The sequence below is a fragment of the Wolbachia endosymbiont (group A) of Melieria omissa genome, from assembly GCF_964031125.1.
Classification (GTDB): Bacteria; Pseudomonadota; Alphaproteobacteria; order Rickettsiales; family Anaplasmataceae; genus Wolbachia; species Wolbachia pipientis.
Window position 1 is genome coordinate 990,351 of record NZ_OZ035007.1, and the last position, 14,321, is coordinate 1,004,671.

The 14,321-nt window shown below is 36.5% G+C and carries 12 protein-coding genes, 1 tRNA gene and 2 pseudogenes; 6 read left to right on the forward strand and 9 right to left on the reverse strand.

The window, feature by feature from the left end; translation table 11 throughout:
- Window positions 1-232: 232 nt before the first annotated feature.
- Window positions 233-409: a hypothetical protein gene (locus ACQH2Q_RS04625; protein WP_338481703.1), complete on the reverse strand. Its 177-nt coding sequence runs from the start codon at window positions 407-409 to the stop codon at window positions 233-235.
- A 484-nt stretch (window positions 410-893) separates the two neighbouring features.
- Here ACQH2Q_RS04625 and ACQH2Q_RS04630 point away from each other — a divergent pair, with 484 nt between their 5' ends.
- The gene (locus tag ACQH2Q_RS04630) at window positions 894-1,181 is read left to right on the forward strand and encodes a hypothetical protein (protein ID WP_010962862.1); all 288 of its coding nucleotides are present in this window, start codon (window positions 894-896) and stop codon (window positions 1,179-1,181) included.
- A 15-nt stretch (window positions 1,182-1,196) separates the two neighbouring features.
- On the opposite strand, the gene ACQH2Q_RS04635 is transcribed toward ACQH2Q_RS04630, so the two are convergent.
- From ACQH2Q_RS04635 to walE1, 5 genes and pseudogenes are all read right to left on the reverse strand, one after another.
- Window positions 1,197-1,589 (reverse strand): hypothetical protein, encoded by a 393-nt coding sequence (locus ACQH2Q_RS04635; RefSeq protein ID WP_244263371.1) that lies wholly within the window; start codon window positions 1,587-1,589, stop codon window positions 1,197-1,199.
- A 201-nt stretch (window positions 1,590-1,790) separates the two neighbouring features.
- Window positions 1,791-1,865: transfer RNA gene (locus tag ACQH2Q_RS04640), tRNA-Gln, on the reverse strand.
- Window positions 1,856-2,191 carry a divalent-cation tolerance protein CutA gene (gene cutA / locus ACQH2Q_RS04645; RefSeq protein WP_006279213.1) on the reverse strand — a complete coding sequence of 112 codons (336 nt, stop codon included), beginning with the start codon at window positions 2,189-2,191 and terminating at the stop codon, window positions 1,856-1,858. Before cutA ends, ACQH2Q_RS04640 begins: the two co-directional genes overlap by 10 nt.
- Before the next feature lie 328 nt (window positions 2,192-2,519).
- Window positions 2,520-3,460: pseudogene (locus ACQH2Q_RS04650) on the reverse strand (IS5 family transposase).
- Window positions 3,461-3,714: 254 nt separating this feature from the next.
- On the reverse strand, window positions 3,715-5,238 hold the full coding sequence (walE1, locus tag ACQH2Q_RS04655) for an actin bundler (protein ID WP_425383404.1): 1,524 nt from the start codon (window positions 5,236-5,238) through the stop codon (window positions 3,715-3,717).
- A gap of 185 nt (window positions 5,239-5,423) precedes the next feature.
- Here walE1 and ACQH2Q_RS04660 point away from each other — a divergent pair, with 185 nt between their 5' ends.
- From ACQH2Q_RS04660 to terL, 5 genes and pseudogenes are all read left to right on the forward strand, one after another.
- The gene (locus ACQH2Q_RS04660) at window positions 5,424-5,609 is read left to right on the forward strand and encodes a hypothetical protein (protein ID WP_259348664.1); all 186 of its coding nucleotides are present in this window, start codon (window positions 5,424-5,426) and stop codon (window positions 5,607-5,609) included.
- 82 nt (window positions 5,610-5,691) lie between these two features.
- Complete coding sequence (gene hflK, locus ACQH2Q_RS04665) at window positions 5,692-6,726, forward strand: FtsH protease activity modulator HflK (protein WP_010962866.1); 1,035 nt, start codon at window positions 5,692-5,694, stop codon at window positions 6,724-6,726.
- A gap of 2 nt (window positions 6,727-6,728) precedes the next feature.
- Window positions 6,729-7,601: a protease modulator HflC gene (gene hflC, locus ACQH2Q_RS04670; RefSeq protein WP_155969359.1), complete on the forward strand. Its 873-nt coding sequence runs from the start codon at window positions 6,729-6,731 to the stop codon at window positions 7,599-7,601.
- 3 nt (window positions 7,602-7,604) lie between these two features.
- The gene (locus ACQH2Q_RS04675; RefSeq protein ID WP_077188355.1) at window positions 7,605-9,098 is read left to right on the forward strand and encodes a DegQ family serine endoprotease; all 1,494 of its coding nucleotides are present in this window, start codon (window positions 7,605-7,607) and stop codon (window positions 9,096-9,098) included.
- Between the two features lie 230 nt (window positions 9,099-9,328).
- Window positions 9,329-10,763: pseudogene (terL, locus tag ACQH2Q_RS04680) on the forward strand (phage terminase large subunit).
- Here the strand turns inward: terL and ACQH2Q_RS04685 are convergent.
- The 3 genes from ACQH2Q_RS04685 to ACQH2Q_RS04695 form a co-directional block, all read right to left on the reverse strand.
- Window positions 10,743-12,548 (reverse strand): hypothetical protein, encoded by a 1,806-nt coding sequence (locus tag ACQH2Q_RS04685; RefSeq protein ID WP_425383405.1) that lies wholly within the window; start codon window positions 12,546-12,548, stop codon window positions 10,743-10,745. The pseudogene terL and the gene ACQH2Q_RS04685 overlap by 21 nt on opposite strands.
- A 68-nt stretch (window positions 12,549-12,616) precedes the next feature.
- A complete protein-coding gene (locus tag ACQH2Q_RS04690; RefSeq protein ID WP_182309933.1) occupies window positions 12,617-12,814 on the reverse strand; it encodes a hypothetical protein in 198 nt (65 codons plus the stop codon).
- A 259-nt stretch (window positions 12,815-13,073) separates the two neighbouring features.
- Window positions 13,074-14,300, reverse strand: coding sequence for a hypothetical protein (locus ACQH2Q_RS04695; RefSeq protein ID WP_341824237.1), 1,227 nt, complete (start codon window positions 14,298-14,300; stop codon window positions 13,074-13,076).
- Window positions 14,301-14,321 lie beyond the last annotated feature (21 nt).

Consider the following 14,321-nt stretch of genomic DNA (forward strand, 5'->3'; position numbering starts at 1 on the left):
TATCATGAAACTGAAGCTATTGTATTTGCTTTCGCCAATCTGCAGATTAAAAGGTAAGGATTACTTAATGTATCGGCGTCTTATGTTCAATTTTTTGCAGTATATAGATACTGTATGTCTTTACAAAACTTCATCTACATCTAGATTTTTATCTAAATAAGCTGAACGCGCTTATAAAGCGTTACAAGACATCAAAAAATGCCAATACTCGACAGAGATAGTAAAAGACTAGCTAACTCGGGGATTCTTTGTCTTTTTTTCTGCTTAGTAAATTTCTTAAACATTTGCAGCGTAAGTTAGTTGCAATTAAAAGCAGCTGAATTTCGCTTGTCAAGCGTTTAAAACATAAAAAACGCCAATATTTTAAAGCGGATAATAACCACGGGGCTTCTTTTGCCTTTTTTTTCATTTGGTAAATTTCTTAATGTTTATGGCTAAAAGAGCCCAAGAGAGGTCAGTGCTCCTGTGATGTCATTCCAGTCTGGAATCCAGCATTTCACACAATCCCATCAAGAACGTTGTATTTTACATAACACTTTTATGCTTACCAACCCAGTGTCCAATCAAAATTCCTGGATCCCAGTGTCTGGGCACTGGGATGACATCATAGGGACACTGGGATGACACCATAGGGGCACTGCCGTCATAAAGGAACCAGTGTCAGCTACTTGAATGACATCATAGGGGCGCTGGCCTGACAACCGTCATCCCGCTGCTTGTTAGCGCCGCGGCGGTATGACGGTCAGCTGCTTGTTAGCGAGATACCGCGAATGAATCGCGGTATGACGGTGTAATGACGGTTAAGTAATTCGTTATCCCGCTGCTTGTTAGCGGAATCTGCTGTGGCGACATAAACTCAAATCATTCAAATTTTAATCCAAAGAGGTATCATTATGTCAAACAACTTCAATTTTAAAGAATTTTTTAACCACTATGAAACAAATAGTACGTCAGATGATATACAAAGGTATTATTTGCTGTGGAAATCAGTAATAGCGCAGGCAATGATTGATGCAGCAAGTAACTGTAAAAAAACAGAAAGCTTGGTAGAAAAACGTAAGGCAATTTCTTGGTTGTCAGACTTTAGTCAAGATTTTGTGCACACATGTATATTGGCTGATTGTGATCCGGTATACGTAAAAAATAAAATACAGCCAACCTTAAAAAGCCTTACTAGATAAAGCCTTTTTATATACTTAATGAGGTTTACTCCTTTTACCGAAAAAAATATAATTCAATCTCCTATCTATAGTTGCCTCTATATCTTTGATTAATAGCTGCTTTATCATGTTTACTTTTCGCTTTGCATCTTGAGCTTGACGCTCATTGTTACCACTGTTATTGCTGTAATTATTCTTATCACTATAACTACTGCCACTTGGTTTGCTACTGTTACTGAACTCACTACCCTTTTTTCTTCTTGTGTTGAGTATCTGTATTATCTTTTCCTTTAAAAAGGACTTCCAGCCTGTGCCAAGTAATAATTTATAGAGAAAATGCGGAGTAAGAAACGCCACTAATATTCGAATAGAAATTCCGTAACCGAGATCTTCCCTATTTTCATAATACCACTTGCAATATTGAAACAAACGGTAAAACGCATTTTTGAAAGAGCAAAATTCTACAGCATACCAAAAACCATTGCTGAGAAACATGAGCACAATGCTGAATGTGTAAAGATACATTGTGAAGAGAAACAGTTTCACAATTATATCTTTTAGACTACCTAATATATAATTCAATAATCTTAATTTATAGAAAAGTGATATCATTTCACACCCACTTCAATATGGCTGGGGTGGAAGGATTCGAACCTTCGCGTGGCGGTATCAAAAACCGCTGCCTTACCACTTGGCTACACCCCAATACTACTTACATCAATAACACTATTAGCCCAATTAGTAAAAGATTTATTTGCTTTTTCTATGGGCATCACAGCAATAGCTGGCTGATCATAAGAATGCATTGCTTCGATTTTTTCTACAATTTTATCAACTTGATCATTCCTGCTCTTCATAATTGCCACTACTTCACAACTATTACTAATTTTACCTTCCCATAAATACAGAGAATTCACTTCGGGAAATATATTTACACATACAATTAATTTCTCGTTTAACAATTCTTCAGAAACAGTTTTAGCCTCCTCAAAATTTGAAAAAGTTGTATAAACCAAAACTAAATTATTCATTAGTAGCTACATAAATGCATTGCTACTATACTCTACCGAGATTTATTCATCAAGAGAAAATAACGCCAGCGCGTACTGTATGAACATTTGTTTGCAAAGGTAGTATGTTAAGTGTTATAGCTAGTTTGCCTCAAACGTAAAGGTGTCATCCCAGTGCCCCTGTGATGTCATTCCAGTGCTTGACACTGGAATCCAGTTTTCCATATAATCTCATCGAAAACGTTGTAACCACTTTCTATGCTAGTTTGCTTGTAAACAAGCAAACTTTCCTGGATCCCAGTGGGCTTTGTTGCATCGCTCTTCGGATAGTAGGTAACGCACAATAAATTTATGAAGCTATCTCAAATTTAGCCATACCAATATCAGTGAACTTATTGAGCAAATAGCATTTAACAAGTAGTTCCTTCTCTCTATTTGTCTCAGATTTATTCCTAAAACTAAACCCGAATGTTTGTTTCAGTCGCGAGAAAAAACTTTCTATATAAGATCTTTTTCCGTAGTTTGTTTGCCTTTTCCACCTCTTCATTCCATCTTCGCTGCATGATTTTATTAGTCTAATTGCAGCATTTCTCTCAGCCATATAGTCTAACTTTGGATGCTCTGCTGCGTTGTTTTTCGGAGGAATTTTCGTTTTTATACCATATTGATTACACAGCTTATAGAGCTTTTCTCTGTCATATGCCCTATCTGCATATAGTACTTTTATGACATACTGAAAATCGACTTCTTTTAGCAAATCACAAGCTCCATAGTGATCAGCCGTTACTGTATTTTACAGCTATGGCTTTTTTGCTGTTTGTATTCAACATTACATGCAATTTTCTTGTCTGCTCATAGCTGCGATACTTTCTATCTTCGCTATTTTCTTTGCTATGACCAGGAGTGTTGTTGTATATACTAATTCCTGTACTGTCTATAGCAATTTCGATATCTTCCATATTATTTTCTGCAATCATTGATCTTAATATTGAGTTTCTTAAACCTTCTTGATGATTGTGAATAGCTGATAACTTGCAAATTTTTCCCAATTTGCTCAAGGTATCCTGCTATAAACCCAACTGTTTGCCTCAGGCCTATTCTAAATAAACAAGTTATTATGTGCACCAAAATTACAACTTTATCGCTATAAATATTGTTGCCACCTGGTATTTTTGGACCATTCTCGTACCACTTTTCTATGGCTTCGTTGATATAATGAAAAATATTTCCTCTTTTTTCTAGAAATTTGTTATATTCGCTATGGTTACTGACCCTCATTTTTTGTGGCATATTTTTTCTTTCAAGGTTAAATGGCTATTTTATAATGAATTTTGTCAGTAGCCACCAGATTTTTTCAGTTGCTATGCAACAAAGCCATCCCAGTGTCAGCTACTTGCATGACACCTTTCCTAGCAGAGAAATCACAATGTTCATACGGTTGTACGCATACCGCTGGGATCTAGGATTTTTCTATAGTTTAAAAACAAAAAAAGGACGTTACTCATTGAGTAACATCCTTTTGGAGAAGGTAGAAGTTTTACTTATTACACTGTTCCTGGAGTTGCTGTAGCTCTTGAGTTGACAGGTTCTGCACTAGGTTGATCTAGAGATGCGCGTCGTTTTGCCAACTTTTCTTCGAGTTCTCTGTCAAATTCTTCTTTTAAAGGAAGAACTTGTTTTCTTGTTAGCGTAGAAGAACCAGAACCCATTCCACTATCAGTAGAATTACTGTGAGTGAGAGTTCTGTTACTCAAACTATCCAGGTTTTGCTCCACAATAGGATCACTGAGAACATCTTCACTGAAAGAACTTTGTCCATTTAAGTTAGTCAATGAGGCGCTTCTAGGTAGTTCTGGTGGAGCAACTGGAGTAAGCTTAGGAGTTAAGCTACTAGATGAATTGCTTCTACGGACTGTTGCAAAGTTCTGAGAATCTGAATCAGAGACAGTAGCAGTACTTTCAGTTCCTATAGAATTTAGTGAATTGCTTTTTGACAAGCTGTTAGATTGTTCAGAGCCTTTTCTTCCCAGTGAAGAGAATGATGATGACACAGACCTAGTTAAACTTTTGACAGAAGGACTGTTAGCTTTTTTCTCTGCTCTGTCAAACATATTGCTTACGCTTGAGTACAAATGATTTTCTCTACATTCTTTAATAACCTTCTTAATTTCATCGTAATGTTCAGAGAAAACACTGTCGATGAAATAACTACCTTTAGGTAATGACCTTTGTGTTAACAAGTTATGCAAGCTTTTTTCATTTAAATTATTAATGAATTCTTTCTGTACTTGCCATCCAGAAGTATGTTCAATCTCCCCTGATTTTGCCTTCTCTGCCATTTTTAAATCAATTTCTGACGATATTCCAGAAAGTACATTTTTCACTAACCCAGAATTATTTCCTTTATCAGCAAAAATTGCTTTCATATCATTTCTTATTTCGTCAGATTTCTTAATTGCATCTGGAGTAAACCTTTTTACCTTATCTAAATAGTCCGTCTCACCAGATGCCTTATGGAATTTATTTGCCACTCCTTCGCCTACAAAACTAGCGCCTTTTTTCAGTGAATCTACTGAATGTTCATAACCTTCTTTCACCTTATCTTTAACATGCACAGCACCATCTCTAACTTTTCCGGCAGCGTATGTTGATGCGTCCTTAACTTTCCCAGCAGTATATTTCGCCCCATCAACTGTTTTTTCTGCTGACCACTTGAGCCCTTTATATCCAGATTGAACTGTTTTTACAGCGACTTTTACAGCGAAATATAAAGCAAGACCAACTATAGCACCTGGTATAGCAAGTGTTGCACCAACTGCCAAAAGTGGTAGTACTGCCGTAAATAATCCACTTGCTGCACTTACTACAAGAATCTTATCTCCTTGTTTCATCTTAGAGAATTTTGTATCCCCTTTTAACAGGTCAGTAATTCTTTCTTTTAGCTTCTTGGGATCATTAGCAATATCTGAATTTGGTAGATTTTGCATCGTTTTATTCAAATCAAAACTATCTTCTGGTTGGTTTTGTTGAGTTCCAACAGAATTTGAATTTTTTTCATTATGTAACATTTTAAACCTCACTATTAATTAAATATATTATAATTGTATTCCTTGATTCTTAAGTTAGTGTTAAATTGATTGCCAGTATTTATTTGTCTTCAAATAATTTCGCTTGACGTGTTTTGTGGTAACATAGAAAATTAGGTCAAGAAGCTGCAGCATTTATGAAGTATAGAAAAAGAACACTCATCTTTTTGGCTGTTATAACTTTAATAATAATAGCTTTACTATTTAGGTATAATTCCCATTTTCACAAAGACGTAGTGCACTTAAAGAGTGACAACAAAGAATTCAAAAAAAAGCCAGAAAATTCCATAGAGTCGACCATATTACATAGAGAAAAGGAAGTGTACGATCATGTTTTCCATCCTGATGATTAATTTGTAAATAAAATAGCAATTTATGTTTGCATTTTCTTATTAAAGAAGTAATATTAGCGTATTAATTATAGAATCAATCATTATGTTTGATGATAATAATCCTTGGAATCTGGGAAAGAAACCGGTAGGGAACAAAACTCCTAATAATGAAGATATTTTAAGTAAAGCTGTATCTGATATAAGGTTCTTTCTTAATGGATTAACCAGAAACAGGGGCAAAAAACCTTATTTCATCATTTTCATTATTTTGCTGTTCTATGCTTGCACTGGCTTTTATATTGTCCATCCTAGTGAAGAAAGTATAGAACTTACCTTTGGTAAATATTCTAATACAGAAACACCTGGTTTGCGTTATCACTTCCCCTACCCTATTGGCAAGGTTTTTAAAGTGAACGTTAAGGAAGTAAATCGTGAAGAAATTGGGGTAAGTAGTTCTTATGGGCGAGATACAGATCGCGGTGAAGGCGTGATGCTAACTGGAGATGAAAATATAGTCAACGTTAACTTCGAGGTTCAATGGCGCGTTAGAGATGCTAAGGACTATTTATTCAAAGTGCGGGATTACAAACCAGGTTTCAGTGTTAAAAATGCTGCTGAAAGTGCCATGAGAGAAATAATAGGTAAAAATACGATCTCTTTTGCACTTGGTCAAGGCAGACCAGAAATTTCTAGAGATACTAGAATTCTATTGCAGCAGATTCTTGATGGATACCAAATGGGTATAGAGATTTTATCTGTTCAAATGAAAAAAATTGATCCACCAGAAAAAGTAATCAGTTCGTTTAGAGATGTACAAAGTGCTCGTGCAGACAAAGAGCGTACTATAAACGAAGCATATGCTTATAATAATGATATTATACCTCGAGCAAAGGGTGAAGCGATAAAGATAAAATTAGATGCACAAGCATATGAAAATGAAATAATAAATGAAGCAAAAGGTAATGCAAATCGCTTTTTATCTCTTTATGAGGAATATAGACAGAATCCTTCTCTCGTTAAGAATCGTATTTATCTTGAAACTATGGAAAATATTTTCAGTAAGGTAGACAAAGTTGTTGTAACTGATGATCTGAAAGGTATGTTTTCTTATTTACCTCTTACAAATTTAGGAAAATAACCATGAGTAGTAATATTAAAATTGTTTTTGTTTCTGTATTTGTTGTTTTATTGATTGCTTTATCTAATTCAATATTTGTTGTGCAAGAAACAAAGCAAGCGATAGTTATACAACTCGGTAAAGTTGTAAGAGATGTTAGGGAAAGTGGCTTATATTTTAAGTTACCATTCATAAATAGTGTAGAGTTTCTTGATAAAAGAGTTTTAGATTTAAGTCCTGATAAGATCCCAAGGGAAGTGATAACAGCGGATCAAAAACGTATTATAGTAGATGCGTATGCAAAATATAAAATAACAAATCCTGTTACTTTTTACCAGGCTGTGAGGAATGAATCAGGTCTGGTTAGAAGATTATATCCGGTTATAGAAGCACACATAAGAGAAAATATAGGCAGATTCTCGTTGATTAGTTTGTTGAATGAAAAAAGATCAGAGGTTATGCAATTGATTCAGCGTGGAGTTTATTCTGAAGCTGAAAAATTTGGCATAGAAATAATAGATGTAAGAATTAAGAGAGCAGATTTACCAGAAGAAAATAGTTCTGCAATATTTCGCCGTATGCAAACTGAAAGGGAAAAAGAAGCAAAAGAAATTAGAGCAGAAGGAGAGCAAGCTGGGCAGGAAGTTAGATCAAAAGCTGATAAATTAAAAAGGGAAATTATCTCCAGTGCAGTAAAAGAATCGTACGAAATAAGGGGCCGTGGTTATGCTGAAGCAACTAGAATTTATAATGAGGCATTTAAGGTTGATGAAGAGTTCTTTAACTTTTATCGCTCTATGAGCGCTTACAGTAAATCATTTGCCGAAAATAATACTAAATTTGTACTTTCACCAAACAATAACTTTTTAGATATTTTAAATAAAGGATGGAAATAATTTATGAAAAGTAAGGCATTTATTTTATCTATATTTGCATATTTTCTAATTGCGTTTTCTTCGTATGCTAATATGTTTGATTGGAATGCAAAAAAGGTCGTTGATGCTAGCACTACTGCATGCAACTGTAATCAAGGACTTGCCGATTTAGTGGAAGAACTCATTCCTGCGGTTGTAAATATTTCAAGTGAACAAATCATCAAACAAGAAAATAACAGCAGAACTAGAGTTCCATCTATGCCAGGAAATAATTTTTTTGATGATTTTAGAGAGTTTTTTGAGCATTTTGATCAGTTTTTTATGGATAGGGGCCCTAGTGTTAACAAAGAGGTGGTGTTGCTTGGTTCTGGGTTTATTATAGATAAAGGTGGAACTATAGTAACCAATTATCACGTTATTAAAAACGCCAAAGATATCACAGTTACTATGAACGATAATACTTATTTCAAAGCAGAAGTTTTAGGCTATGATGCAAGAACTGATCTTGCTGTGCTTAAGATTAATTCTGATAAAGATCTTTCTTCTGTTGCATTTGGTGATTCTGATAAAGCAAGGGTTGGTGATACGGTTATGGCAATAGGTAACCCATTTGGTTTGGGTGGCTCTGTAAGCACAGGAATTATATCTGCAAGGTCCAGGGACATTAGTATTGGCACTATGAATGAATTTATTCAAACTGATGCTGCAATTAATAGGGGTAACTCTGGAGGACCGTTATTTGATTTAAATGGAAAAGTTATAGGTATTAATACTGCTATCTATTCTCCATCTGAGTCTGGCGGCAACGTGGGTATAGGTTTTGCCATACCATCTAATTTAGCTATGTCAATTATTGACACATTAAAAAGTGGCAAAAAAATAAAACATGGTTGGCTTGGTGTGCAAGTTCAGCCTATAACGAAAGAATTTGCTGAGTCCTTGGGTTTAAAAGATATAAAAGGCGCATTGGTTGCAAGTATAGTAAAGGATAGTCCTGCAGAAAAAGGTGGGATTAAAGTAGGTGATATATTATTAGAATTTGACGGTAAAAAAATCGATAGAATGACACAATTACCTCAAATGGTTTCAAGAGCTGGACCTGAGAAAAAAGTGCAAGTTAAGTTACTTAGAAAGAGCAAAGAGGTTAATATTAAAGTTGTGATCGGAGAATCTACAAATGATGGCCAAGATAACAATCAAGAAGAAAATAAATCAACATCTGATTATGTAACCGGTTTAACTGTTTCAAATCTGCCAAAAGAATCAAAAGAAAGTAAAAATAATGTACCTACAAAAGGTGTGATAGTTACCAATGTAGATAGTAACAGTAATGCCACGCTGCGTGGTATTAAAAAAGGGGACATCATTATCCAATTGGATGGAACTGATATAGAAAATACTAACGATTTTCAAAAACAAGTTGATTTAGCAGTAAAGAAAAACGGTAAAGATTCAATAATGTTGCTCATTTACCGCAATGGAAATCAATTTTTCGCTTCAATAAAGTTAAAGAAGTAATTTTATTCACTAAATTTACAAAACAGTAGTGTTGTAAGCTCGCTACTGTAACACTTCAATCTTATAAAATAAATAAAAATCTACACTAGATTTCTTGCATAACCATATAAAAAATCAAAGGATGTCATTCCAGTGTCAGCTACTTGCATGACGCCGTCATAAAGGAACCAGTGTCGGCCACTTGGATAACACCATAGGGGTTACTTGGGTGATACTATAGGAGGTCTAACATGAACTTTCTAAAATTCATTGAACTGTGCTTTCAAACAGTGGTGCCGGGATGTGAGTATAATGATTATCAGTACATAAAAGTCATAGCAGACAGGCTGGAAGCAGCGAATGCTGGCGAAGTAAGGCGCATAATATTCAATATGCCTCCGCGTTCAATGAAGTCCATATGTATGAGTGTTGCGTGGCCCGCATGGATACTGGGTAACTGCAAGAATAATAGTTGCAAGTTATTCTAAGTTGCTTAGTGAAAAACATTCGCTCGATACCAGGTGCATAATGCAATCTGATTGGTATAAAGAACTATTTCCAGAGGTAGAACTATCCAAAGACCAGAACACTAAATATAAATTCCAAACAGTGCAGAGAGGATACAGAATCGCAACATCAGTTGGAGGAACATTAACCGGTGAAGGTGGTGACTTTATTATTGTGGATGATCCGCTTAACCCTGCTCAAGCTTTGAGTGAAACATTTAGAAAACGTGCCACAAATTGGTTCGATCAGACTTTGGTAACGAGACTCAACGATAGAAAAAAAGGAGTAATTGTGCTTGTGATGCATAGGCTCCACCTGGAAGACTTAACTGGGCACCTCTTATCTAAGCCAAAAAACATATGGCATCACATTTGTTTGCCAATGATTTCTGAAAAAGTGGAGATAATCGACTCAATTACGACACAAGAAAAAGGTTTATATTCAAGAGAAGAGAATGAGTTATTATATCCCCTGGAGGGAGGAAGAGAAGAAGTTGAGATGATAAAAGTTGAACTCGGGAGTTACGCTTTTGCTGCTCAATATCAACAAAACCCCCTGCCGCTTTCAAGTGGTATAATAAAACAAGAGTGGTTAAAGCGCTATAAAAATTTCCCTGATAATCTCTCACATGTAACTCAAAGCTGGGACACTGCAGTTTCAACAAACGATTCCAGCGACTTTAACGTCTGCACCACCTGGGCAAAAATAGATAATAAATTCTATTTACTTGATGTATATCGAGCAAAGCTTGAGTACCCAAAGCTTAAAGAGCAAGTTCTGTCACTAGCTGCAAGATGGACGCCACACGCAATTTTGATCGAAGCAAAAACGAGTGGTCAACAATTAACACAAGAGCTAAAGGCAAATAGCGATCTACCGATTATCGAAATAATTCCACACAATGACAAACTCACTCGATTTTATCAAATTGTTCCGGTGATAGAGTCTGGCAGGGTTTTTCTGCCACAGCAAGCGGTATGGCTCAGCGATTTCGAATATGAAATTTTAATGTTCCCAGAAACTCGCCACGATGATCAAGTGGATAGTACGGTGCAATATCTGCAATGGATGAGAAAAACTAACACCAGTGCTTTCAGGGTCAGGGATTTTGGCTCCAACCCTAATAAAACACTTGGGTGGATATCTAAAAACCTAAATTTATTTTCTCAAAGCCTCTGATACAGGCTCTACCTCACACTCTTTAACCTCTGAAGGGACACTTTCCTTTGAAGGGACACTTCCCTTATGTTGCGCAGCAGGAGAACCCGTAGAACAAAAACCACTATCTCTATCAACTGCTGTTTTAGAACTAGAGTTATCAGATCTATACTCTACAGGTAGTACCTCCCCTTTCCCCGAAATAGTACCTTGTGACGGGCCTGGATCACCATCTAGAGAACTTACAGGAGAAGTCTCTTTTGAGGGTGAATTATTTTCTGCTCTTACTATATCTGACAATGAAGAAAATAATCTAGACACAGATGATTTTTTAGTTACAGGAGTTTCAGGAGTACTGCGCGTTGTACCACGCCCTTCATCATGTCGCTTAAGGTTTACGTCATATTGCTTACTAAAAGTTGAAGAGAGCCATTTTTTCATTTTTTGAACACCACCCCCATGTTTCTTCGGAGATTTACTATCTTGTGACTTTGCTTCAGAACACTCATCACTAGAAACCCCAGAATTTAAGGACATTGAATTCTTCCATGCTCTAGGAGAAGAAATCGATGATGATCTACTCAAAGATAGCTGTGATTGACCACAAGTGGATTGACTTGAATCTATTTCCTCCGGCACCAACTGAAACAGCCCCCTTTTTCCTCCCTCTCTTTCTGATCCTTGCCTGGGAGGCCTCTCTAACCCTTCATCACGACTTCGCTTGGGAAACTCCCGTGTCGGTGATGGTTCAGTTAATAGCGTTCGAGGAAGCTCAGGGTCAATGGCCAGTTCATGGTCTTTGTTGATTACAGAGCTTTCTATTATTTTAGTTATCACACAGTGAGAAATGTATGGATTGGAAAAGTCTATGCTATACAGTCCATTACCTCCATTTATTGCTAATTCCCCCTGGGTTCCACCATAAAGATCATTAAATACAGCACCATTAAATGCATGATTTAGTTTAAGAGCTTCTTCATTTGTCAATATCCGCTTTCTTCCGCCATTTAATACAAGAGGTATAAGAACTGAGGCCTCTTCTCTACCTAGAGGAGAAGCACATACAAAGCCAGCTATTATTATTTCCGTTGGTTGATCAATAAATTCCATTATCAACTCTTTAAATGCTTTTACATCACCACGAACTTTGCTATCAGCCTGGAGACCCATACCTTTAAGCCATGTAATATACCGTGCTACACTATCGATAAAACGAGCGTCATCAAAAACGTCCCTGATATATACACTATTGCCTTTAACCTTCAGAGGGTTCTTAAAACCATTCCTATACCCATATCTATTCTCCATCCTTGACAAAAACTCACGCTCAAATTCCTCACGTAATTGTTTATTATCAAATTCACCACACCATAAATACTTTTTCTTGTTGAATGGTACGGCTGTGCTACTAACTCGCATATCTTCTAGAACACCCTTTGCAAGTGAAGCAGCCAAATGAGACTTTAAATTAAAAATTACACCTTGATCTACAGGTGCTACAAACTCAATTCTACCTTGCTTATCTACGGACCAGTCCCCTTTATAGATATAGTTAAATGGAAAAGACGTAACATCAAAATCTTTCTTGGCTGTATCCAATATTTCTTTATCATTACTTTCTTCAATGCCATAGAATTCACGTATTATCTTCCTTTTTATACTGTCCAGATATTCGCTACACTGATAATCCTTCATACCCTTATCAAATGAGACTACAATATAGTCCTCCCCGCCCCTGCTTTGCAGCGTAAAATTAGTTTTAACTGTATTACGAGCATAATTATGTACATTAAAAGCACTAACCAACGCTCTCACTATTTTTCTACCATATATACCAACCTCCCCATTTTTAAATTACAACAACTACCTTTCACTTAACGTTTCATAGAACTACCAGGTTCGTTTTTTTTCTGCTCAGACTGACGCCTCCTTTCTAGTAGCTCCTTGGCTTTATCACTATGATCATCATACCTCATTCCTCTTGCTCCCTGCACTATACCACCACCTGGTGCTGTATTATCACGCTTCCACTTTTCAGCATCAAAACCTTTTTTATCATTACCACTATGCATATTGACCCATAAGTAAAAATATTATGTAATTAATATACTAAAAATAAAATTAAGTGCAAGCACTTTTTTATATTTTTTTTCAAAAAATTTTATTCACTCTTTTTCATAAAATTCAATTTTCTAGATTCCGCTAACACGTAGCGGAATGACGAACTGTCGACACCTATCTATATGCCCCTGGATTCCAGCGTCACGCACTGGAATGACAAGGTTATGGGTGTCATCCCAGTGCCCAGACACTGGGATCTAACTACCTTCATTATGGCGCCTTTCCTACTGACGGACCTTCTACACATTTCTCAACTTTTACATCATTAGTCAATTCTTTTGGTGGTTGAACATCACCCACAGAACCTTCATGCTCAGCACCGTTCCAAGTACCTATATTAAAATCAAATTCACAATCAGCAACAGAACTTTTAATGGATTGCTTTGTTGCAGATTCCCGAACAGGTTTTCCTGGAGCACTTCCGTTAAGTTGCCCTGGGTTAGAGACAGGACTCTTAGCAGATTGATTCGAAGCTTCTTTGCTGAAAATAAAGTTTGGAGCAGATTGGTTTGAACCTAAGTCGCTATCACTTCTCCAACCACTATCGCATCCATAACTATGCTTTATTTGTTCCTGCCCCGTCTCCGTTGCAGGCTTCTTCGGTGGACACACCTCTTTCTTCGGTTCCTCCGGCTTCGCTTTTTTCTCTTCTTCCACTTTTGGTTTTGTTTCTTTTACCTCGCGGTTCTCATTGTTTATAACCTCTTTAAATATAGGAGGCATTATAGGTTTTGGTAAAAGATCAAGTTCTGGTTTGCTCAGAACAACCGGTCTTACAAATCCTGGTGAAACTTCAAAAAGGAAAACTGGCACTTTAGGTTTTTCTCTTTCATCCACTTTCATTTCTACGTTTTCGCAAACTTCTTTATTTTCTTCCTTTAATGATGTTTTTTCTGCTTTTTTATCTTCTTTTTCTGTAGATGCCTCTACCGCAGCCGCCAACTCAACTCCAAACATCTCTGCGAACATTGTAACAATCCATCCGACAACGGCCATTTGTAACCTGAGTTTCAGATCTTGCAATGCAGTTAATCTTTCTAACGCCCTTGCAAACTCTTCTTCTGATAACTCACCACTGCCTAATTTCTCCTGCAATTCTTTTATCTCTTTGTCCAACCTCTGATTGAAACTTAAATCGCGTGCAAAAATCTTCTTGATTAACTCCTTAAGCTTGTCACGCATAAATTTAATTATCGAAAGAAGCCAATTTTTTTCTTTCTTCTCCTTGAGCATTTGGTAGATTTTCGGATCATCTACATCTACTTCAAAAAGGGTAAAGAGAGATTCAAAGAAATTCCAGAAATCTCCGAGTACTCTTCCTTTTTCACCAGTGAAGTAATCCTCATCATCACCTTCTCCGATATGTAGCTCTGCTTGAGATGATATTTCATCGATACAACTAGAAGCCTGACGCTCACACTCGAGCCTCCTGAGCAAATCTTGTCTGGTGAGCTCCTC

Coding starts and splice junctions, on each gene's coding strand:
- ACQH2Q_RS04625 (WP_338481703.1), bottom strand. CDS start 409: ATGAAAAAAAAGGCAAAAGAAGCCCCGTGGTTATTATCCGCTTTAAAA.
- ACQH2Q_RS04630 (WP_010962862.1), top strand. CDS start 894: ATGTCAAACAACTTCAATTTTAAAGAATTTTTTAACCACTATGAAACA.
- cutA (WP_006279213.1), bottom strand. CDS start 2,191: ATGAATAATTTAGTTTTGGTTTATACAACTTTTTCAAATTTTGAGGAG.
- walE1 (WP_425383404.1), bottom strand. CDS start 5,238: ATGTTACATAATGAAAAAAATTCAAATTCTGTTGGAACTCAACAAAAC.
- hflK (WP_010962866.1), top strand. CDS start 5,692: ATGTTTGATGATAATAATCCTTGGAATCTGGGAAAGAAACCGGTAGGG.
- hflC (WP_155969359.1), top strand. CDS start 6,729: ATGAGTAGTAATATTAAAATTGTTTTTGTTTCTGTATTTGTTGTTTTA.
- ACQH2Q_RS04675 (WP_077188355.1), top strand. CDS start 7,605: ATGAAAAGTAAGGCATTTATTTTATCTATATTTGCATATTTTCTAATT.
- ACQH2Q_RS04690 (WP_182309933.1), bottom strand. CDS start 12,814: ATGCATAGTGGTAATGATAAAAAAGGTTTTGATGCTGAAAAGTGGAAG.